The organism is Microbacterium sp. LEMMJ01, assembly GCF_002114135.1.
In the GTDB taxonomy this organism is placed as follows: Bacteria; Actinomycetota; Actinomycetes; order Actinomycetales; family Microbacteriaceae; genus Microbacterium.
Genome location: NZ_NCTV01000008.1, coordinates 1 through 20660 on the forward strand (window position 1 = coordinate 1; position 20660 = coordinate 20660).

Consider the following 20660-nt stretch of genomic DNA (forward strand, 5'->3'; position numbering starts at 1 on the left):
GGTGTCTGGCGCGCGCCGCTCTAGGGAGCTCTAGACATGACTCCCCCGAAGCACGATCTCGTCGACGGTGTCCTGAGTGAGGCCTAGGCTCTCCCTCGGCCAGGTGATGCAGAGCCGTCCGTCCTCGAGGTACATCGGTCGACCGTCGTCCCAGGTGGCGTAGCTGCCGATGACGCGGGTTGCGTCACGAGCTCGCATGCGCACATCGGTTTCGACGATCGCAGTGATGATGGCGCCGGGCGCGCACCATGAGATCTCGTGGCCGGCGAAGTCGGGATCTTCCTCGGTGGCGCCGATCGGCTCGACGGCGTAGAGGGTGCCTCGCGATGTCAGGGTGCCGGAGGGTGTGGTGATCTCGGTCTGGAACGCGAAGGCGCGAGCGAACTCCTGGCGCGTGCTGAAGTAAACGCGATCGGTGCGAGAGACGAGGCCGATTTGCGGCCGATCGCGGGGTGTGTATGAGATCGGGATGCGCGCGGCCGCGGCGTCATAGGGACTCAGGAGGCGTGAGCCGACCGTGAGGCCGGGGAACCCGCCATGCCAGAACGTGGGGCCCGTGTGCCCCTTGCTCACGGGGTCTGCTCTCTGCCGACTGCTTCTTCTGCTTCGATACCGGTGGCGAGGATGCGCAGCGCTCGAGCCTGCTGAGTGGGCGTCATTTTGAGCGGGGCGTCGACGATGTTGTGGATGCTCAGGCTGTACTCCCCGGCGCCGTCGAGCGTGATCGTGGCGACGGCGAGAAGCTCGTCCTCGTCGGGAAGGTTGAGCGGGAGCTGTCGGAGCATGCCTCTGCCGCCTGTCAGTCGCTCTGTTCGGTGGTCTTGCGGACGCTGGTGCGGGCACGCTTCCGGTAGGAGCGCAACGTCTTGCGGGGAGCCTCGTCGAGGAAAGCCTTGCCAGCGCCGCTGGCGAGCTTCGTGTTGCGCAGCTGGACTCGGTAGGGGTAGACGTCCTCGAGGAGCTCGCTACGGGCGACGATGGCTGCCCAGTAGCTCGGGAAGGTCACGCGCTCGACGAGCTCGCCGCCGGCGACGAGACGCTTGTCTGCGGCGCGGTCGCGGTCGGTGCGGGCCATGCGGACGGTGAGGACGGGCATTCCCTTGATCTTGATGATCGCGAGATCCCACTGCTCGAGGTAGCCCTTGTAGCCCCAGAGTGCGACGGCGTTCTCTGGATCGGTGGTGATCTTGGTCACGGCGCCGCGGGCGTAGACGAGATCCTTGCGCTCCTGGTCGAATGCGCCCTGTGGTGGGCGGACGAGCGAGATGACACGCTCGAGTCGACTGGCAGGAACTCCGTCGCGGATCCACCGGCGGATGGTGCCCTCCGAGACGCCGAAGGTGTCGGAGGCGGTGCCGGCGTTGACGTGGCCGAGCCGGTTGAAGCTGCCGAGGGCGGCGCCCATGATTTTGCTGAGCTTGTGGGCTCCCCAGGCTTGCTCGAGCGCATCGACGTCGGCGCTCTCGGGGGTGAACCACAAGGGTGCCGGCGTGTCGATCTCGTCTGGCATTACCTGACTCCTACTAGTGAATGTGACATTCACAGCCTAGAGGCGTGGGCGCGCTCCGTCAACCGAGCTGGTGCCGGCGCTGCGGCGAGCGCGAGGCGATCACTCGACTGCAGCGCCGCGGTAGGCGAGTACGTGGGCGACGAAGGTGGATCCGGTGTCGGCATAGAGCTTCTTGAGCGCTGGCGTCGAGACGGAGTCCTTCTCGGTGCGGGGCAGGCTGAGATCCTCGAAGAGGGCCTGCTGCAGCTGTTCGCGGCTGCGCAGGTTGATCTCGCGGCCGAGCTCGGCGAATGCGCTGTGAGCTGCCTCTTCCTGGGCGGTGTCGCCGGCGGTCTCGGTGAGGCGTCGCTGGATGAACGCGTCGGCGTCCTTCTTGCGGAACAGCGGCGAGCGCGCGGTCTTGGGTGCGACCGACTCGGGGAAGCCGGCCTTGCGCTGCTTGGTGCCGGTGGCGTAGACGCGCACCGTCTGCTGAGAGACGTTGAGCTTCTCGGCGATGTAGGCGTAGTCGACGAGCTCGGGCATGGAGGCTGCCATCGGCTGGTCCTTTCTCTGGTCGTCAGTCCGGTCACACCTGATAAAAGCGTGACATTCACTACATACAGCGTAGCGTGACGAGGCTGTGGTGCCGGGTCATTCGTGTCAGCGGAACTCGACGCCCTTGATGCCGTGGAACTGCCAACCGTCGACGTAGCGGTTGTCGTAGAGGCCGGTGAGGTAGTCGGTGGCGCCGGTGTCGCCGCCTTGCACCCAGGCGTCATAGAGCTGTTGCTGCTCGGAGGGCGACATATCGAGGTTGCTGAACCGTTCGGCGACGTACTTCTTGTCCGTGGGGTCTGCGGACGGGCCCTGCAGCGCGTTGATGCGGATGGTGCGCTGACGGGTGGGGATCTGGGATTGGATGCGCTTGGCGAGCTGACCGCGGCCGCGCTTGGTGGTGACGGACTGGCGGACGCGCTTGGTGAGCTCCTGGGTGATCGCGGCGCGGGGATTCTGCGCCCCGCGGATCCAGCGCTGCACGGTGCCCTGGGAGACTCCGAGCTTCGTGGCGGCGAGCTTCGTGGCGATCGGGAACCGGTCGCTCTGGCCGGGGAAGAGGAACTTGAGCATGGATTTGGTGTCGCGGGAGACCTCGGGGAGCTTGTGCCCGGTGAGTCCCTCGAACATCGCGGCGAGCTGCCGCGCTTGCGCTTCCTTGCTCAGTGCCATCAGATCAACTCATTCAGGTGTCGCTTGCCCTTGTAGGTGCCGTCGCCGTTGAGGAACTCGGCGTGATGCGAGAGCTGGTCGGAGCCCTCGTACTTGTACTGACCGAGGCCGCGGCCGAACCAGGACGGGTCGCCGGGCCAGGCCTCGAGCGGGTCGATGTGGTCGCTGGTGTAGACGACGGTGTCCTTCTCGATCGCGACGGGCCAGCGGCCGGTGCGCTCGGCGTTGGCGAGGACGCGGCGGATGATGTTGGCGCGGGACTTCGCGACGATCATGTCGTGGCGGTGCGGGGCCCACACGGCGAGGGTGTCGTGGTCGCCGCGGTAGTCGAGCATGCCGATCGCGGCCGCGTAGACGATCTTGAGGAGGTCACGAGCGGCCTGGTCGTCGACGTCGGTGGTGTCGAGGGTGGTGCGGGCGTCGCGGACCCGCTTGTACCAGGCCTCGAAGACCTTGGCTTTGCGGTCCCACAGCCAGGCTTCGTGGATCTCGAGCTCGAGGCCCATTTCGCTCGCGAGCTCGAGCGTGGGGGTGGTGACCCAGATCTGCGATCCGGTGAACCCGTCACGGACGATGCCTTGGGCGGCGAAGATGTCGGGCATCAGCCAGCTGCCGGGTTCCGGTGCGGTGATCAGCCAGTAGCCGGGCTTGTTCGTGGCCTTGGTGAATTGCAGCGGGCCGTCGTAGTGGGTGGGGGCTCCGACGCCGACCTCGGTGCTCGCGGCGGCGAGGTAGGAGCCTCCACGGTCGAAGCCGTGTACCCAGCGCTGCTCGAGCTCGTCGCCGAAGAGCTTGCGCTGCCAGTTGAAGTCACCCTCGGCCATCATCTGGTCCTTGACCGGGCCGGGGCGGTCCTGTGGGTAGTAGATCTCGTCGTGCTTGTCGCGGGGCAGCAGCGCGCGCATGAGCTTGGTGCCGGTGGTGCCGGCGCTGCTGCGGTAGGGGAACTTGAGCGCCGCGGTGAACTTCCCCAGGCGACGGGCGATGGTCGCGGGGTCTGGGTCGCCGTCGAGGATCGTGCTGATGAAGCGAAAGTCCTGGGCAGGGATGAGGGCGATGTGCGCGCCGATCCGGCGGTCATCCTCGCGCCAGATGTCGATGCTGCCGGCCATGGATCCGTCGCCGCTGAGCGAGAATCCGGTCTCGGTCGCCATGGTGATGAACGGGTGCCCCTTGGTGGCTTCGCGCAGCAGCTTGCCGTAGTCGGAGTCGGTGGACTCGGGCAGGGTGTCCAGCGGGAGTCCGAGAGCGAGAGCGGCTTCCATGGTGAGGAAGATCTGGCCGCGCTCGGTCTTGCGCGCCCCGTTGGTGCCCTGGTTGATGCGGGTGCCCAGGTTGAGGTCGGTGGCGAGCTGCGCGAGCTGGCCGGCGTGCTCGAGCTGACCGCGGATGGTGATCAGCTCGCCCGTGGACAGCCACAGCCCGTCCGTGTGGAGCACGCCGAGCGGTGCACGGAAGTCCTCGGCCGACGTCGCGACGGCGGGCTGTGCGGGCGCTGCCGGTCGGGGGGCAGGCGCGGCGGGTGATTCTGCGGATGCAGGCTGCTGGGGCTCGGTCACGGCGGGCTGTGCGGGCGCCTCGGGGGTGGTTGTGGCCTCGTCGACCTTGGGCGCCTCGAACAGCGACGGGATGTCGTTCTCGGGCGGCGTCTGGGGGCCTTCTCCCCCGTCCAGGCCGGTGTCGTCGTTCGGGGTGTCGGGGCCGCTGCCGGTGAGCGCGGACAGTGGGATGTCCCACACGCGGTGCTGCATCGACCGTCCGGTGCGGCGGACGACGCTGCGCTTGCCGGCGCCGTCCGCGATGAGCCAGCCGTGGGAGAGCATCGACGAGGAGAGCGAGGTCTTGGTGTCGCTGAACGCTTCATCGGCGCGCTGCGACATCTGACGGGCCACGGCGACGGCCGTCGTCGGGAACAGGTAGAGGCGGTCTTTGTTGATGACGCCGACGCGCTGCCCGTTGGGGCGCCACTGCGGGTTCATTCCGGTGGACTGGTCGGCCCACCCCAGCGAGCTCGCATCGTCGGGGACTGTGCCGTCCATGCCGGCTAGGTGAGCGTTGCCGTTGGCGATCGCCTCGCGCAGGTACTCCATGAGTTGCTCGGCGGGGTCGGATGCGGACGAGTCCTGCAGACTGATCGCCTCGGCGATGCCCGCTCGCGCCCACCCGTAGAAGTCGCGGGCCTCGTCGTCGCTGATGACGTCGAGGTCGCGGAGCATCATCAGCATGATCATGATGCCGCGGTCCAGGACCACGGCAGACTGCACGAGGCGGTCGTGGAGGCCCGCGTGCCCGTTCTGGCGGGGGATGGCCTCACGCCAGTAGGCCTGCGTGCACAGGCGGTGCTCGCTGTCCTCTTCGGCCTCGGTGAAGTCGTCGACGAGCTGCTGACGGCGCGCGGCCGTCCACTGCACGAGCGAAGCACCGATGAGCGCGCGAGCGTGGCGGGCGCGCTTGGACTCGAGGCGACCGAAGATCACGCCGCCGTTCTTGAGCGTGGCGGGATCCAGCGGGAGGTTGACAATGCGGGAGTCGGCGGAGCCCTGGGCGGAGAGTTCGCCGGACGTGATGATGCTGGCGAGGATCGGGCGGTCGGCCTCGGCGCCGCCGCGCTGCTTGCCGCGGATGCGACCGATGCCGTTGAACACGGTGCGGCCCAGGGTGCTGATGCGGCGGATCGCGTCGCTGGCGTTGCCGTCCGGGGCGAAGTCGTCGACGATCACCGGCACGTTGCTGATCGCGGAGAGGGTGCGCTGCAGGCCGATCGCGGTGGATCCGCCGGATGCGCCGGAGATCAGGCCCTTGGTGTTGTGGGTGAGGTTCGGGGCGAAGTACTGCACGGCCAGACGGCTGTGTGAGGTCTTGTAGGAAGCGAACCCGCCCACCAGGTGCAGCAAGATCGGGCCAGGCAGGACCGGGGCGGTCCAGGAGTGGCCGAGCAGCGGTGCGATCACACGGGCGGGCAGCTCGGATTCCCGCAGCGCCACGGTGCCGTCGAGCCACGCCTGGCGCAGCTGGTCGCGGTCGGTGGTCGGCTCGGGCATCGCGTAGATTTCGGAGGTCGTCGCGACGTCGACCTCGACGCCGAGCGCGCCGTTCTTGGCGATCGCGCCGGTCGCGTGCACGAAGTAGTCGCCGGTGTCGGTGGTGCGCCATCCGACCGTGGTGTGCACGATGCTGTTGTTCCGCGGCGGCTTGATCGCGTTCATCGCATCCCATGCCTGATCCGCGCCGCGGCGGCTGTTCGACTCGAGGAACCCAGGCCAGGGCATCGCCTTGGACCATGACCCGTCGCGGATCTGGTCTTCGGTGTACTTGAGCACCACCGACTCGGTCTGGAACTGGCCGGTCTCCTTGTCGCGGATCGGGTAGCCGCGATCGTTGCGGACCCACCGGGAGAACTTGATCACGTACAGGTGCGGGGGGCGAGCGATCTCGTTGTCCGTGCCGTCGTCTTCGATGGCGACTGTCTGGACCTCTGCCCAGCCGTGCATGACCCGATGGTACTGGTCGTCCTCGTCGCCGGGGGTGTGCTTGATGAGCACGGTCTGCCCCTCAACCACGCCGTAGTGGTTGCCTCGGATGAAGGGGCGCTTCTCGGGCTGGTCCTCGGGGTTGTCGTTGCCGAAGAACACTCCCCCGCCGCCGCTGCCGGTCTGCGTGAGGGGTGCGGAGGGGGTGATCTCGATAGTCTCTGCCGGCTGCTGCTCGTCGACGACGGGGCGGGTTGCGACCACGGAGGAGGCGACCGCTTGGGGCACGTCGAGACCTGCGACGATGTAGGTGTCGCGGGAGATCCGCGCGCCCTCCGCGACCGCGGCCGCGTACTCGGTCAGGGCGACGCGGCCCCGGTCGCTGAGTTGCTCCGCGGTCAGGTCCGGGTTGATCGCGTGGATCCGCTCGAGGCGGTTGAGGGACTCGCGCGCCCACGCCTCGGCGTGCTGCTCGGAGGTTGCCCGGTCCTGCTGGTTCTGCTCAAGCTGGGCAGTCGCTTCCTTGAGGCACACGGCGACGCCGGTGCGGCCGTGGACGAGCTTGTCTGCCTCGGCCGCGGCGACCATGGCGCGGGCGTCGTCGACGGAGATCTCGACGAGCGTAGCGACGGTGCCGCCGGCGTCCATGTGGTCGGTGAAGTCCGACTTGCGGTCGTCGAGGTTGGGCAGGTAGATCCGTGCCGGGATGCCCAGCTCCGCCAGCTGCGCGCCGACCGCCGCGGCCCGCTGTGCGCCGGCGGGATCGTTGTCGACGACCAGGTTGACGGTGGCGCCGCGGAACTGCTCGAGCAGCTCGGCGGGGAACGCCGTGGCACCGCCGGCGTTCGTCGTCGCGGCCAGGGCCTCGGCGATCGCGCTGTCGGCGTCCTTCTCCCCCTCGAGCAGCCACACGTCGCCGCCGGCGGCGACCGCTGCGCGGATCGCGGCGAGGTTGTACAGGAGGGGCGCAAAGCCTTCGGGCTTGCGCTTGACCCACCGGCCGTTGGCGCCACGGTAGCTCTGCGTGAACCTCTTGTGCCGCTGTCCGTCCAGGGTGGTCTCTTCGCGGTGCACGCGCTGCAGGACGACGCCGTTGTCGTCGACGTACTCGTAGACCTTGACCTGGCGCCATGTCGCGCCCGTCAGATCCGGAGTCTTGGGGGCGAGCTCATCTTGCGTCAGCCGCGGCGGCAGCGAGGGCCGCTTCGCCCGCGGGGTGCGCGAGCCGGTGCGGCGATCGGCGGGCAGCGGTGCGTCGAACAGGTCGCTGACGGTCAGGCCGAGCGCGCCGCACACGTCGCGGAGATCGAAGGCATCGCCGCAGCCGAAGCAGTGCAACATCACCTTGCCGCCGGTGCGGTCGTAGCGGATGCTCAGCGACGGCATCGCGTCGCCGTGCACTGGGCACAGCGCCATGTGCTGGCTTCCCTGCCGGCGGGGCTTCCACCCGCCCCGGTCCAGGGCCTCGAGAACACGATCGAGAGAGTTCGTAGCCGTCGACGTGCCGGTGTACTCAAGCGTCATCGCTGCAGCACACCCCCTCGGGTGCACGCTGCAGCGCCCAGCGTGTGCGACACGACGGCCACACCAACGCTAGACATCCGCAATATCGCGGCTATAATCATGAACATCCGATCATGGATTGACTGACTCAGCATCAGTAACTTGATCAGCCTCTGGCAGGAGGCTGTGACCCAAAAGCACTCAAGACCCCCGATGGTTGGCAGACCGGAGGGGGTTGAGTCTTTCTACGCGGACTTTGGCATGTCGAGCATGTCGAGCTCCTGTTCTGCCTCGCGCGTAGCGCGCTCGCGCGCCGCCTTTTCCAACTCGTCCTTGACGTAGTCCGGGATCTCAAGCCCGGCCTGCTGTGAGACAGCCAGCGCAAGCCAGCTGCTGAGGGGGATCCCAGACTCCGCAGCGAGGCGTTCGAGGATCGGGTCGTAGGCCTCCGGATATCGAACCGTCCTGACGGCGCGAGGGCCGTATGAACGACGTCCTGGCTTCGCTCTGGCTGGCATGCCCTGTTTCTAGCACGTAGCTGATTCAGAATCACGGATTGGTTCGGTGCGTCGCGCAGACGGCTCTGAGCTCTCATGCCAGGTATAGGCCCAGCCTCGGACGCTTCGCGGACATCGGTTCCCGAAAAAAGTTTGGCTTCGCTGTTGGTACACCTTTTACGCCTCGCGCGGGCGCGCATGTGTGAGGGCTGCCGCTGAAAAGGTGTACCAGGTGTACCAAACGCGATAAAAACACTGATCAGAAGGCAAAAATGCTTGGTACACCTTGCGAATCGGCAGGTGTACCAGAGGTAATGAAACCCCAGGTCAGCGCTAATTTCGTTGGTACACCTCAATTGTGTACCACTGCGCGCGAGTCGGGCTTTGCTGTTACAGCGACGTGCGAGCAATACTGCTGCGTCGACGAGGGTTGTGTGTCATCCGACGCTTCCTCGGAGTGGATTCCTCGGGTGGTGTGGCCCGTCTTCGCTCGCTGAGCTCGGCGTGTCGCGCTAGATCTCTCGATCGGCGGGGATCTTCCAGACGCGGGTGGGTTCTCCACCGATTCGCGCGGTCACGGTTCCGGTCTTGGTGCCGATCAGATGTAGCCGGCGCAGTGTCGTGGTGATCGCTTTGATGCTGAGGGTGGGGTCACCGTGCGCGGCCCGGATGAAGGGCAGCGCTTCGGTGGGGCGGATATACAGGTAGCGGTGGTCGGTGCGTCCGATCACCCACTCCTTGGTCTGGCTGGCGTTGTCGGTGAGCTCGCCGCCGTTGGCGAGCAGGTATCTGACGGCCTCGCGTAGGGCCCAGATGATTTGGTCGTCCTCGCCGAGCCATGACGTCGCGGGCTGGGCGGGAGCATCGAGGCCGAGGGTGCTCAGGATCGTGTCGCCGAGGTAGAACGCGGCGTCGAGGCGCCGGGGCTTGGCGAAGTCGGGATGTCGGGCGATGTTGATCCCATGAGGGTCGAGATCCAGGTGGGGCGCGTTCTGCTGCAGATAGCTCGCGATGATGCGTCGGCCGGCAGCGGCGGGTTCACTTCCCAGCGAGCGGAGCGGTTGAAGGCTGCGCGGACGCTGGGGAAGCTCGATGGTGATGGAGCGCTCGGCGCTGAGCGGCTGAATTGTCTGAGAGCTGGCGATGATCAGCGCGGAGGCCTTGCTGAGTGGGGTGGCGAATGAGACGAAGCTCTCGATCTCGATCTCGTCGAGCGCGCTGAGTGGTGCGCGGGGGCTGACGTGGGGGGCGCTGGTGAGGACCAGTGGCCTGCCGGGCACGACGGCACGTCGGACTCCTGCGAACGTGAGGGGGTCGATGTGTGGTCGTTCGATCTCGCCGGCGAGCTCGGCGAGTGCGTCGGCGAGCGCGTCTCGGGTTGTGGGGGTTCCCCCGATGATGAAGATCGGTGTCGGGAGGGGCTCGATGTAGGAGTACGCGATCGCGCGGACGAGCTTGTCGGCGTGGAGTGGGAACGCCTCACGCAGGGGCTCGATACCCGCAGCCCAGGCGCTTCGCGCGTGAGCTGCGGGTATCGAGTCTGCGAGTGTGCCCATGGTCAGCTGGCGTCGGTGTCGTCGGTGCGGATGGCGATGAGTTCGTGGCCTTCGGGGATCTGCGCTTCGAGCATCTCGCGCGCTTCCTGGTAGCTGCCGGCCTCGACGGTGATCCGCTCTGTGGCGGTGCTGCGGATGGTTCCGATGACGCGCATGGGCGGACCCTAGTGGTCGTCTCCGACATTCCCCGCTGTCATGCGCTGGCTTGCAGGTGCCGTTGCACGTACTCGTCGAGGGCGGCTCGGACGACGTCGGAGTCGGTCTTCATCCCCAGCTGCGCGCGCAGCTGGTCGACCTCGCGCTTGCGGGTCGGGGTGACGCGGGTGCGGATCGTCGGGGACGCGCCGGATCCCGCGGCCGTGCCGCCGACGCGGGGTCGTCCTCCGACGGCCCGTGCGACAGCCTGTGTGCTTCCGAGGGCCTCGAGGAGGAGCTGCTGCCCGATGGCTGCGGCGTCGGCGCCGTGGGCGCTATCCCCCGGCGTTGACGCGCCGGTGGGCTGCTCTTCGAGCGCGGCGAGGGTGGCGTAGCGCTCCTGGTCCTTCTTGCTGAGGGTCATTCGTTCTCCTCCTCCATCTGTCGGCGGTAGTAGGCGCCCAGCGGCATGACGTGGTAGACGACGAAGTTGCCGCCGGGCTTGAGTTCAATGAGCACTTCGATCAGCCGATCGGTCTGTGCGTGCTGTGGGCCGATGAAGACGCGACGCTGGTTGCGGGTGTCGCCGTCGTTGATCTTGACCTTGGTGCTCGTGTAGGTCGCGTTCTGCATTGCGTAGAGAGCGTCAGCGTGGGGGATGTCGTGCTTGTCAGCTGACTCCGGCCACTCGATTCCCATATAGGTATTGTGCCACAAAACACCTGTCTGGGGAACGTGCTGTGGAGAAGTCGATGCTCGCGGCCGCGCGGGGGCGTAGCTTCGCAGGATGGTCCACGACTGGCTGGCAGCCGGCACCCAGCCGCATTGCTGCGGTGTGGTGATGCGCGATCGCCCTGCCGCGTTGGCGTGCGTGGTGTGCGGCCGTGAGGAGGCGCTGCCACAGGTGGCCTCTCCCCCGGTCTTCGTCGGCGCGAGCATCCACGGAGGATGACCCTCTGCTACCTCGAGCTGGTGATGACTTCGATGATCCGGGGGGCGATCGCGGCCGGCGCCGGCGTGATGGGGTGTTCGGCGAGCTTGGTCGGGTCGGCTTCGCGCCAGATGATCCGCCGCTCGTTGCACCAGGTGCAGCTCGCCCCCCAGTGGTACGGGTCGGCGTCGTGCAGCCTGGTGCGCAGCGGCGCCGCATAGGGGCTCTGGATACCGGCACGCCAGCGGACGTGTGGGTGGAGGTCGGCCGCGGAGAGGTACAGGCGACGCCCGATGCCGAGACCCGCGTACAGCTCCCAGCGGTTGCCATCGTCGTGCGGGTTGTCCGGGTTGATCGACGGGATGTCGTAGGGCTTCGAGAACACGTCACCGAACCCGTCGAAGGGATCGACGGCGAATCGTCCACGCAGACCGCTCGCAGCGTGCTGCAGCACGGTCATCGGGTTCCCCTCTGGCGTCGTGGTGCGCAGCAGGTAGATGGTCGGGTCGTCCACCACGCGCCTCACCCGATCGACGTTCTCACGCGCGAGCTGTTCCGCGGCCGCGGCGGTGAGCAGCGGGTGGAGCAACTCGTCGTCACCGGCCTGCAGCACAGCCTCGGCCGCGGCCTCCTCGGCGAGGCCCGGAAGGTGCTCGAGCAGTCGCGGATGCCACTCGTTGGAATGCCGGGAGGTCCGCGCCCAGGCGTTCGCGATCTCGGTCAGCAGCATCGAACGCGCCCATCGCTGTGCTGCATCGTCGAGGCCGTCGCTCTCTTCGAGCTCACGGAGCTGGTCGCGTGCGCGTCTGCGGCCGAACCAGCCCGCGGCCGCGACTTCGGTCCGCGCGCGCCTGCGCCGCAGCACGCGCCGTAGGTACTCCCCTTCGGGGCTGTAGTACTCGTCGGACATTCAGCTGGCGAGGGTGGCGAGGGTGGCGACGATCGCGACGACCAGGCCGGCGGCGATCATGTAGGGGCCGAACGGGAGGTCCGTGCTCTCGTGTCCGTGCTTGCGTCGCACCGCCGCGATGATCGCGTGGGGGAACGCGAGGACGTAGGCGACCGCGATTGCGATGAACGGGAAGTACCAGGTGTGCCACCCGGTGAGCAGCCCCACGCTGAGAGCGAGTTTCACGTCACCGAAACCGACTTGCCCGAGCAGCCCGAACGCTGCCAGCAACACCGCGAGGCCGAGTGCGCCGCTGATTGCAGAGATCGCTGCACCGCCGGCGCCGGCAGTGATCGCGAGAGCGAGGACGGTGCCCGTCAGGAAGGCGGCGAGCGTGAGTGTGAGCGCGTCGGGCAGTCGACGCTCCTGCAGGTCCGTGCGCGCCAGGAGCGCCCCGTAGACGCTGTAGACGCTGATCATGACCCAACTGCCGACCGTGAGCCCGAGATCGGGGCTCAGGGGCGCTGTGATGGCCGCTGACAGAGCGAAGCCCCCCACAGCCGCGAGCGGGTACCGCAACGCCGGGAAACGTCCCGCGCGCGCGCTTTGGGGGGCCTCACGAGTTGTGGTCATGGGTCAGCTGGCGATCGCGTGGCGCTGTCGCAGCTGAGCGATGAGGGACTGCGTCTCGGTGTCGGGCTCGTAGTCCTCGTCGACGGCGGCAAGGTTCTGCTCGAGCTGCGTGATCAGTCGCTCGACGCCGGCGTGGTCGCCTGCCTGGTGCTCGGCGCGCAGACCGTCACGCCAGAAGACCTCGTTGATGGGGTCGACCATGCGTCCGATCGCGGAGGCGAGGCGTGCGTGTCGGACCTTCCCTGTGGACAGGCTGCGGGTGGCTACCTCATGGGCGACGTCGCCAATGGTCGCGATCATTTCGTTGCGCAGCCGGTCGGCGAACACGTAGCGCTTGTCGGGGACGCCGCTGATGGGCTGTCCCTTGACGAGCTCGAGCGCAGCGAGCAGCCGGTCGGTGGGGGTGTCAGAGATCTCGTCACCGATGAGACCGAGGAAGTCCTGCCAGTCGGAGCGGACGTCCTCGTGCAGCCGGTACTCCCCCGTCGTCACGAGCGGCACATAGAGCTCGCCGTCATCGTTCTGTCCGAGCCAGCGGCGAGTCTTGGAGGTCAGCCCGTTGCGGTCGTCGTTTGCCTTCTTGCCCGAGGCGATCTGGCCGGGCCAGAACACGGCGTGTACCTGCTCGGCGGTGGCGTTCGGGTTCACCGACAAGAACGCGACCAGCTCGGTCCCCTTGCGGATTGCCGATCGCCACTGCGCGGCGGTGTTCGGGTTCACCGGCGCCTCTCCACGCGCGCCGCGAACCTCGACGGGTCCGAGCAGCTGCAGGTACGGCCCACGGTGCAGCGGTGTGATCGCCGCGAGCGGCTCGTCGTGCTCGGCCGCGGCCTCCTCGTCGACCAGGTCGACCGTGACGGTCTCCGCCGGCTCCTCGTCGACGGCGGCGGGTGCTGCCTCGTCCGCCTCGGAGATCTCCGCCTCCTTCTCGGCGGCGACAGGCTCGGAGATCTCGACGTCGGGCTCGTCGACGAGCGGGAGCTGCTCGGCTTCGACCTCGTCGGCTTCGACTGCAGCGGCGGGGATCTCGTCGAGCTCGAGTTCGTCGTCGAGCGCGACGCCGGTAGCGGCGCCCTCTGTGGCGACGTCGAACAGCGCGAGGATCTCGTTGTACTCGCGCGTGCCGACAAGCTGCGGGGTGATCGGGATGGCGACGCCGGTGCCGGGGATCTCGAGCTGAGCTCGACGGTCCTCGGTGAGTGCCAGGTTCCAGCTGCCCGTCAGGTGGCCGGCGCTGACAGCTGCGATACCGACCCGCGGGATCCGGGTGACCAGCTCGCTGATGGCTTCACGGGTGGCTTCGTCCGGGTTGTCGCCGAGGATGATGATTTCCGGCGCCCAGGCCTCCGCATCCGCTCCGGTAGTACGTGCCTGCTCGAGCCCGTCGACGCCGAGCTCAGCGAGAGCAGCTTCGACCGCCGCGGCCTGTCCGTGCAGGTTGCGCAGCAGCGTGTCGGTGTCCTCGACGTGACGCACGCGGCCGCTGCCGAGCGCGAGCGGGAGGCGATCGCCGACGCCGACGAGGGTGACCTGGACGTCCTCAGACCAGGTGTTCGCGGCGAGCTCGATCGCGATGGCGGTAAGCACGCCCTGGCGCAGCTCTCCGGTGGCGCCGGTGACGTTGAGCGCACCGATCCGTTCCAGGTCGACGAAGATGTGCCCGTTGTTGTCGTCGTGGCCGAGCATGACCAGCGCCGGGTACGGCGCGGACGGGACCGTGTCGAGAGGCTCGAGGTCGGTCAGCGCGACCATCCAAGCGAGCTTGTCTTCGGGGTCGTACTGGGTGAACGGTGCCGGAAGGTCGGTCGGCTCGTCGAGGTAGACGGCGACCGAGCTCTCATCGAGGCGGAGGGCGTACAGCGCGGGGAGCCGGCTGCCGGTTTCCTGCGCCCACACGGCCAGGTGGCGCAGGGCTGTGTCGACCGCCTCGGCGCCCAGCGGGTTCTCCACGGCGCGCAGCTCGAGCTCCACGGAGGACACCGTCTCGTCGGGCATCGCGATCCGCTGGCGGGGCTTGCGGTCGCGGCGCTGCTTGAGACGCCGCCACCCGAGGAGGGTGAGGAGGCCGGCGGCGAGTGTGGCGCCGATGCCTCCGATGGTGGCGACCTGGAAGTAGTCCTCAATGCCGCTCGTGTCGTCCTCGTCGACGTCGACGGCCGCGGCCGGAGCTGCAGCCTCGTCGACGGGCGCCTCGTCGGCGGGCGCCTGGGTGGCATCCGTGGTGAACCCCAGACCGCTTGTGGCCTCGTCCTCGGCCGCGGCATCCGCACCCGACGCGCCAGCGCCTTCGTCGGCGCCGCCGCCAGCACCCGCGGCACCAGCACCCTCGTCTGCGTCGACGTCGACGGCGCCGGCAGCGCCCTCGTCCGTGTCGATCGAGCCAGTGCTGCCGGTGGTGCCCGCCGCGTCGTCGGTCGGAGCGATGGGGACGACGGTGGCCACGGGGATGTTGACCTGCTGGCCGGGGTAGATCCAGTTCGGATCGGTGATGGTGCCGCCGCCAGGCTGAACGATGTCTTTCGAGGCCTCGAAGATCTCGGGGTAGCGGGTACCGTCGCCGAGCTCCTCGGCCGCGATGTCCCACAGGGTGTCGCCGGAGACGATGGCACGCTGCTCGTAGGTGATCTCGGTGACCGTCTCCGCCTCGGCGCTTGCAGGCGCTGCCGCGACATCCGCTGCGGCTGGCACGACGGCGTCTGCCGGCAGGGTGAGCACCCATCCCTCCTGCAGCCATCCCGATGCGGTCAGCGCTCCCCCATCGGCCTGCTGCACACCGAGGTTGAGCGCGGAGATCTCTGCAGCGCGGCTGCGGTCGCCCAGCGTGCTCTCCGCGATCCGGGCGAGTGTGTCCGTACCCGTCACCACGTACTGCGGGCCTGCCTCGACGACAGGGGCCTCCTCAGTCGCAGCCTCGGTGGTCGCAACCGAGACGACAGAGGTGCTCATCGACACCGAAGGCTGTGTGGGTACCTCTGACGCAAACGCGGCCGCGGGCGAGAACAGTGCGATGACTGCGGCGAGCAGACCGCCCATGACCTTCTGCTGGACGCCGAGGCCAGGGATCCGCGGCCGCGGCACGCCGCGCAGCTGCGCGGGCAGCTCGGCGAGGAAGCCGACAGCGAAGGTCGCCCACGCGATCCACGCGACGATCGGCATGATCGTCCCGATCAGGAAGGATCCGGTGTAGTCGCGCATCGTGAACCCGGCCACGAGCTCGTCCCACGACGGCAGCGGGTTGCCGGCGAAGAACACGAGCCCGGCGGGGATACCGACCAGGAGCACGGCGAGCAGGATCAGCGACCCGAGGCCCTTTCCGATGCGGTTCATGATGCCTCCTTGGGGGTCAGGGGACGATGACCGTCTGCAGCTCGTTGACCTCGAGGTCGACTGCGCTGTTGGTGGTCAGGTTGATGGTGCCGCCGGGGCCGGCGAGAGAGGTCCACGTCACGGTCCAGTTCGTCGTGGCCGTGACCGTGAAGCGATCGCCGGGGTTCCGGCTCGAGGTCGACGTGTACTGGTAACCGCAGGTCGGCGACGTCGTCATGCCGTAGCCGACGTTGTACGGGGTGCCGGTGTTGCCGCAGGTCGTCGACGCGCCGTCGCCCATCTGCCAGCGAACGGACGTGGCCTGAGCGGTCGCCGTGATCGTCTGCCCACCCAGCGTCGCGGTCTCCGTATAGGGGCCCCAGGTCAGGGGCTCGGGGTTGTTGACCCAGAGCCAGATCGGCACCCCGACGTAGCCGCGACGGTGACCCCATTCCGGGTTGACCTCGGGAGCCATGCCGATGTCGATGCCGCGCAGGGCGAACGTGGAGATGAGCTGTTGAGCAGCGGCACCCGGAGTGAGCACCCGCAGCCCCGGCGGGACCGTCTCACCCCAGAAGTTGCTCTCCGTGCCCAGGCCCGGCGATCCACCGGGCGTCGGGTTGAACATGATGCAGCCGTAGTAGCCGGCCTCCTGCGAGTAGCCCGGCGGGCGGGCCGGCCATACGCCGTCCTTCATAAAGACGTAGCACTGCCGCGTGTTCGACCAGTACGAGTCGGATCCACCGCAGTCGATGATCGCGTAGAAGCGCTGGTAGGTGCCGCCCTCGAACACTCGAATCTGATCCTCGGTCCAGCCCAGCTGCAGAAGGCCAGACTGCGAGTTCTCGTAGTAGCAGGTCGGTGCGCCAGGGGTCCACCCGTTGCTGTCCGGGTTCGGCGCCGGATCCGAAGGTATCGAGATCGTGAGGTAGCAACGCGAAGACTCCGGGTCACACCAAACACCACCGGCAGCATTAGCAGGCGCAGCCGTGGCCATCAAGGTGCCTGCGATCAAGGCGATCGAGGCAAGGGCGGTGACTAGTCGTTTCAGCATGCGATCTCCCGAGCTACGGTCAGCAGCTCTCCCCCAGACTGATCAGGTTGTAAACCAGCCAGGTCTCGCTCTCGCTGTCGTAGACGACCTGGTAGTCGAAGGTGCTGCGAGCTTCGGGGCGCATGGCCTCCGACCCGTCGCTAGCCCAGACCTTGTACTCGCTCGCGTCCTGGCAGGCATTGATCGTGACAAGACCGTTCTCGATGCCTTCCCACTCCTGCCCGTAGGAAGCAACCGTTTCGTACTTGATCGCTCCCTCTGTGGTTGCGGGGCCTTCGACGTTCACCTGGTCGACGTTGAGAATCGGCCCCTCTGCGATGCCAGCTGCATCGTTGACAGCGACCTCGAGAGCTCGCCCGGTCGCCCACGCCTCAAGCGGCGCAGTATCGGTACCACCAGCTGCGTTGACCTCGCCCCGTGTGACGAAGTACTGGGTCAGCACGGTCTCCGCTGCGGTGATCGCCTCATCCTCGCTCGCCGGCGGCGGAACCTGTGCGTTGCTGGCGGTAGGCGTGGGGGTCGGGGTGTCTGTGGGGCTGGCGGTGGGGTTCTGGTTGCCGGTGCCCGTGCATGCGGTCAGCGTCAGTGCGGCGGCGATGATGCCGGCGATGGCGAGGCGCTTGATGCTCATGGTGGGGCTCCTATTGGGTGATCAGCTCTGCGGTGGCTGTGGCTTGGACGGGGAACGGCACGGGGAGGAAGGTTGCCGAGTAGTCGGTGTCGACGGTGACGGTGATGCGGTCGCCGCTGACGGCGACGCTTCCTCCGACGCCAGCGGCGGCGAGGTAGCCGTTGGCGGCGCTGACGGCTCGGTTGCTGTCGATCGCGGTGGTGCCGTCGATGATCGCTTGGCCGCTGACCGCGTTCGCTGCGGCTCGGGCGGCACTGGCTGCGGTGGTGTAGGCCTGCTGGTTGGCTTGCACCTTGCCGGCGCCGTCGACGACGAGTCCGACGATCGCGAGGAACGCGACGGTCATGATGACGAAGTAGATCGTCGCGACGCCCTTGTCGTCACGGAACTTGGCTTGGAGCCTCTGGATCATGGTTTTCATCGCCGCTCCCTGTAGGCGTCGACCGGAGAAGCAGCGGTGCCTGTGAGGTCGCGGGTGCCGGGGAGGCCGATCATGGCGGCGTCGCTGAGTGCGACGGTGCAGGAGACGGTCGCACTGACTCGGCCGGTGGTCCCGATCGGGGCGCTCAGGCCAGAGGCGTCGATGTTGACGGAGAGGGTGGTGCAGTTGACGCCGGACTGTTCCATCGAGATCCGCGCCATGTCTTCGGCGGCTTCCTGCGCCTCGGCTGTGGTGCGCGCGAGCGAGGCTTCGCGAGCTGCGGCTGACGCTGCGGACTCGACGGCATTGCCGGCCAGAGCGAGACGTCCGGAAGCTGCGAGCAGCACGAGCACGGCGGCGAGGGCCGGGGCGAGGATGGCGATCTCGAGGCCGGCGGAGCCGCGGTCGTCGCGGAGCTTGGCAATGAGGGTGCGGATGGTGCGCATCAGTTGACCCACCTTTCAGTGGGGCCGGTCACGGTGACGTCGATGTTGGTGGTCAGTCCGGGGACGAAGGAGGGGGCGTTGCCGGTGACGGTCACTGTCACGGTGTTGGCGCCGCGGTCGACCGCGACGGACGCGCCGCTGATCGGTGAGCCGGACTGGTTCAGGACAGCGAGGCCGGCGGTGGAGCCGTCTGTTCCGCTGGCGTTGTAGGCGCGGGCGGCGTTGTAGGCGCTGGTGGCGGCGGCGTGGGCGAGGTTGTTGGCGTGAAGGATGATGCCCAGGTGCAGGAAGACCGCGAGGACGAGCAGCAGTACCGGGGCGATGATCGTGTTCTGCAGCGTGGCCGCACCCCGATCACCGGCGAGCGCTTCTCTGAGGCGCTGCCGGTGACCGGGGTTGGTGGTGCGGACCATCTGCGGGTGGCTCTTTCAGCCGGTGGGGATCTGACCGGCGTAGGCGTTGATCGCGGTGACGATGATCGCCACGACGGCCACCGCGGCGAGCGCGATCCCGGCGGTCCAGATGACCTGCTCGAGGGTGATGGAGCCACGTTCGGGCTCTTCGGTGAAGCGAGCTGCCCGCCCGCGCATGCGGGACAGGAACTCTCGGCTCAGGGTCGACATAGGATCCTGGTTCCTTTCTCTCTCTGGGTGGGTGGTGCTTGGTCTACTAGGTATAGGCCCCGGTTTGGAGCCTTCGCGGACATCGGTGGATAAACAACCTTTCAGAAGAAAGCGTTGAGAACGAACGGTGTGCCGAGGAGGAGCATGAAGAGGACGCCGGTGAGGGTCATCGGGATGGTCATCTTGTTGGTTGCTTTGTTCGCCTCCGTCACTTCGTCATTCAGAAGTCGGTCCCGGAGGTTCTGCCCCCGTGCCCTGAGTGTCTCATATACCGATGCTCCTTGCTCCCCTGAGAGCCTGATCACCTTGGCGATTTCACCCAGGTCGGGGACGTTGATCTCGACGGAGAGCTGCTCGAGCGCGTCCCAGGGGGCGGTACCGGCGTAGCGGGCTTCGGTGAGGGTTTGGCGGATACGGACGAAGGCCCAGTTGCGTCCGACTTGGGCTGCGGACTCGAGGGCTTTGCCGGGAGGGGCGCCGCTGATGCGTTCGGATCCGACGAGCTCCATGTAGACGGCGACCGAGCGGGAGAACTCCTTGCGGGCGGCTTCGGCTTGGTCGCGGACGAGCAGGTTGGGCAGGTACCAGCCGCCGATGGCGAGGGGGATGCCGAACAGTGCGGGGATGTAGAACGCGGTCAGGCCGAGGACTTGGAAGATCAGTCCGATCGCGATGGGGGCGATGAGGCCGAGGCCGGCGGAGAGCACCTTCTGGTACAGGAACCGGTTGACGCTCATGCCGATCAGGCGCAGATCGCGGGTGGGGATCTTGAGCGAGGGGCTGTCGCCGACGCGACGGAGGACGGCTGAGCCTACCCGGTTCTCAAGGGTGGCGGCGTAGGCGGGGTCGGCGGCGACGGTGGTGGTGCCGATCCGATCGAGCGCTGCGGAGAGGCTGGGCTGGGTGGGCACCAGTGCGGCGATGACCAGCGCGAAGCCGAGCCCCAGGACGAGGCCAGGGAGGACGATTAGTGCGAGGTTCACTTCTCACCAGCTTTCTCGGAGGCAACGAGCAGACGGGGTGCCGGCACGCCGCGGCTGATGCGTCGCATCCACAGCAGTACGAGGGCGTAGCTGACGAGGTACGCGGCGAACAGGAGTTGACCGATCGGGGTGCCGTAGGGGGCGGAGTACTGCTGGGCGAGGACCAGAAGTACGAGCAGCGCGACGGTGAAGTAGACGACGAACCTGGCCTCGTTGCGCGGGGTGGCGCGGTCGGCTTCGATCTGTCGGCGCATCTTGACCCGCTCGAAGATGCTCTTGGCGAGATCCTCGAGCGAGGCGGCGAGACCGGAGCCGCGGAGCTCGGCCTTGCGGAGAAGATGCATCACGAGCACGTCCGCGGTCTCGTCGTTGAGATCGTCGGCAAACGCCTGCAGCGCCGCGGTGGTGGTCCACCGGGCGTTGATGCGCGCGACGAGCTGCGTGACCTGTGGGCGGATCGCTTCGGGGCAGCTGCTCAGCGATGCGGCGATGGTGCGTTCGAGGCCGGCACCGGAGACGGTGAGGCCGGCGAGGCTGCGGGTCCAGGACTCGAGGGCGTCGAGCTTGGCGATCGTGTTCTCCTCGGGGCCCTTCTGCAGCAGCCATGGCAGGCCGACAGCGGCGACGGGCACCGCGATCACGAGCAGCCACCATCCGGTGATCAGCGCGAACACCAGACCGACCGCGGCGCCGCCGACGAGCTGGATCTGCTGCGTGCGGGTGAAGTCGCGTGTCGCCTTCCCGCGAAGTGCGCTGCGCGTGGGCAGCCCACTGGTGCTGGGCTTATGGGCGGCGCCGAGGATGACCAGGATCGCGCCGGCCACCGCGACGATGATGCACAGAGCGAGGGTTGCGGTAGTCAT

22 protein-coding genes are annotated in these 20660 nt (G+C 67.7%); all 22 read right to left on the reverse strand.

Features of this window, described 5'->3' with window-relative positions; genetic code table 11:
- Positions 1-30: 30 nt before the first annotated feature.
- Positions 31-573: a hypothetical protein gene (locus B7W94_RS00510; protein ID WP_085603599.1), complete on the reverse strand. Its 543-nt coding sequence runs from the start codon at positions 571-573 to the stop codon at positions 31-33.
- The gene (locus B7W94_RS00515; protein ID WP_005052651.1) at positions 570-785 is read right to left on the reverse strand and encodes a hypothetical protein; all 216 of its coding nucleotides are present in this window, start codon (positions 783-785) and stop codon (positions 570-572) included. Before B7W94_RS00515 ends, B7W94_RS00510 begins: the two co-directional genes overlap by 4 nt.
- A gap of 14 nt (positions 786-799) precedes the next feature.
- Positions 800-1510 (reverse strand): hypothetical protein, encoded by a 711-nt coding sequence (locus tag B7W94_RS00520; protein ID WP_005052653.1) that lies wholly within the window; start codon positions 1508-1510, stop codon positions 800-802.
- A 99-nt stretch (positions 1511-1609) separates the two neighbouring features.
- On the reverse strand, positions 1610-2047 hold the full coding sequence (locus B7W94_RS00525; protein ID WP_005052657.1) for a DNA-directed DNA polymerase: 438 nt from the start codon (positions 2045-2047) through the stop codon (positions 1610-1612).
- Between the two features lie 105 nt (positions 2048-2152).
- On the reverse strand, positions 2153-2719 hold the full coding sequence (locus tag B7W94_RS00530) for a hypothetical protein (protein ID WP_005052659.1): 567 nt from the start codon (positions 2717-2719) through the stop codon (positions 2153-2155).
- Positions 2719-7713 carry a CHC2 zinc finger domain-containing protein gene (locus B7W94_RS00535; protein WP_005052663.1) on the reverse strand — a complete coding sequence of 1665 codons (4995 nt, stop codon included), beginning with the start codon at positions 7711-7713 and terminating at the stop codon, positions 2719-2721. The genes B7W94_RS00530 and B7W94_RS00535 overlap by 1 nt, the downstream gene beginning before the upstream one ends.
- Positions 7714-7937: 224 nt before the next feature.
- Positions 7938-8210: a hypothetical protein gene (locus B7W94_RS00540; protein WP_005052665.1), complete on the reverse strand. Its 273-nt coding sequence runs from the start codon at positions 8208-8210 to the stop codon at positions 7938-7940.
- 491 nt (positions 8211-8701) lie between these two features.
- Complete coding sequence (locus tag B7W94_RS00545) at positions 8702-9469, reverse strand: hypothetical protein (RefSeq protein WP_139833209.1); 768 nt, start codon at positions 9467-9469, stop codon at positions 8702-8704.
- 278 nt (positions 9470-9747) lie between these two features.
- Positions 9748-9900, reverse strand: a complete 153-nt coding sequence (locus tag B7W94_RS18000) for a hypothetical protein (RefSeq protein WP_005052671.1) — start codon at positions 9898-9900, stop codon at positions 9748-9750.
- Between the two features lie 38 nt (positions 9901-9938).
- Positions 9939-10304: a hypothetical protein gene (locus B7W94_RS00550; protein WP_005052673.1), complete on the reverse strand. Its 366-nt coding sequence runs from the start codon at positions 10302-10304 to the stop codon at positions 9939-9941.
- Positions 10301-10819 carry a hypothetical protein gene (locus B7W94_RS17780; protein ID WP_139833210.1) on the reverse strand — a complete coding sequence of 173 codons (519 nt, stop codon included), beginning with the start codon at positions 10817-10819 and terminating at the stop codon, positions 10301-10303. Before B7W94_RS17780 ends, B7W94_RS00550 begins: the two co-directional genes overlap by 4 nt.
- A 20-nt stretch (positions 10820-10839) precedes the next feature.
- The gene (locus B7W94_RS00560; RefSeq protein ID WP_005052679.1) at positions 10840-11721 is read right to left on the reverse strand and encodes a hypothetical protein; all 882 of its coding nucleotides are present in this window, start codon (positions 11719-11721) and stop codon (positions 10840-10842) included.
- The gene (locus B7W94_RS00565; protein WP_172400032.1) at positions 11722-12180 is read right to left on the reverse strand and encodes a prepilin peptidase; all 459 of its coding nucleotides are present in this window, start codon (positions 12178-12180) and stop codon (positions 11722-11724) included.
- A 156-nt stretch (positions 12181-12336) separates the two neighbouring features.
- Positions 12337-15660: a LysM peptidoglycan-binding domain-containing protein gene (locus B7W94_RS00570; RefSeq protein WP_005052682.1), complete on the reverse strand. Its 3324-nt coding sequence runs from the start codon at positions 15658-15660 to the stop codon at positions 12337-12339.
- 16 nt (positions 15661-15676) lie between these two features.
- Entirely contained in the window at positions 15677-16432 is a 756-nt protein-coding gene (locus B7W94_RS00575) for a hypothetical protein (RefSeq protein WP_253247343.1), read from the reverse strand.
- 280 nt (positions 16433-16712) lie between these two features.
- Positions 16713-17324 (reverse strand): hypothetical protein, encoded by a 612-nt coding sequence (locus B7W94_RS00580; protein ID WP_005052688.1) that lies wholly within the window; start codon positions 17322-17324, stop codon positions 16713-16715.
- Positions 17325-17334: 10 nt separating this feature from the next.
- A complete protein-coding gene (locus B7W94_RS00585) occupies positions 17335-17745 on the reverse strand; it encodes a pilus assembly protein TadG-related protein (protein WP_005052691.1) in 411 nt (136 codons plus the stop codon).
- Positions 17742-18191: a hypothetical protein gene (locus B7W94_RS00590; protein WP_005052692.1), complete on the reverse strand. Its 450-nt coding sequence runs from the start codon at positions 18189-18191 to the stop codon at positions 17742-17744. Before B7W94_RS00590 ends, B7W94_RS00585 begins: the two co-directional genes overlap by 4 nt.
- Positions 18191-18604 carry a TadE/TadG family type IV pilus assembly protein gene (locus B7W94_RS00595; RefSeq protein ID WP_005052695.1) on the reverse strand — a complete coding sequence of 138 codons (414 nt, stop codon included), beginning with the start codon at positions 18602-18604 and terminating at the stop codon, positions 18191-18193. Before B7W94_RS00595 ends, B7W94_RS00590 begins: the two co-directional genes overlap by 1 nt.
- A 15-nt stretch (positions 18605-18619) precedes the next feature.
- Entirely contained in the window at positions 18620-18814 is a 195-nt protein-coding gene (locus B7W94_RS00600; protein ID WP_005052697.1) for a hypothetical protein, read from the reverse strand.
- A 101-nt stretch (positions 18815-18915) separates the two neighbouring features.
- The gene (locus B7W94_RS00605; protein ID WP_005052700.1) at positions 18916-19797 is read right to left on the reverse strand and encodes a type II secretion system F family protein; all 882 of its coding nucleotides are present in this window, start codon (positions 19795-19797) and stop codon (positions 18916-18918) included.
- Positions 19794-20660 carry a type II secretion system F family protein gene (locus B7W94_RS00610; protein WP_005052702.1) on the reverse strand — a complete coding sequence of 289 codons (867 nt, stop codon included), beginning with the start codon at positions 20658-20660 and terminating at the stop codon, positions 19794-19796. Before B7W94_RS00610 ends, B7W94_RS00605 begins: the two co-directional genes overlap by 4 nt.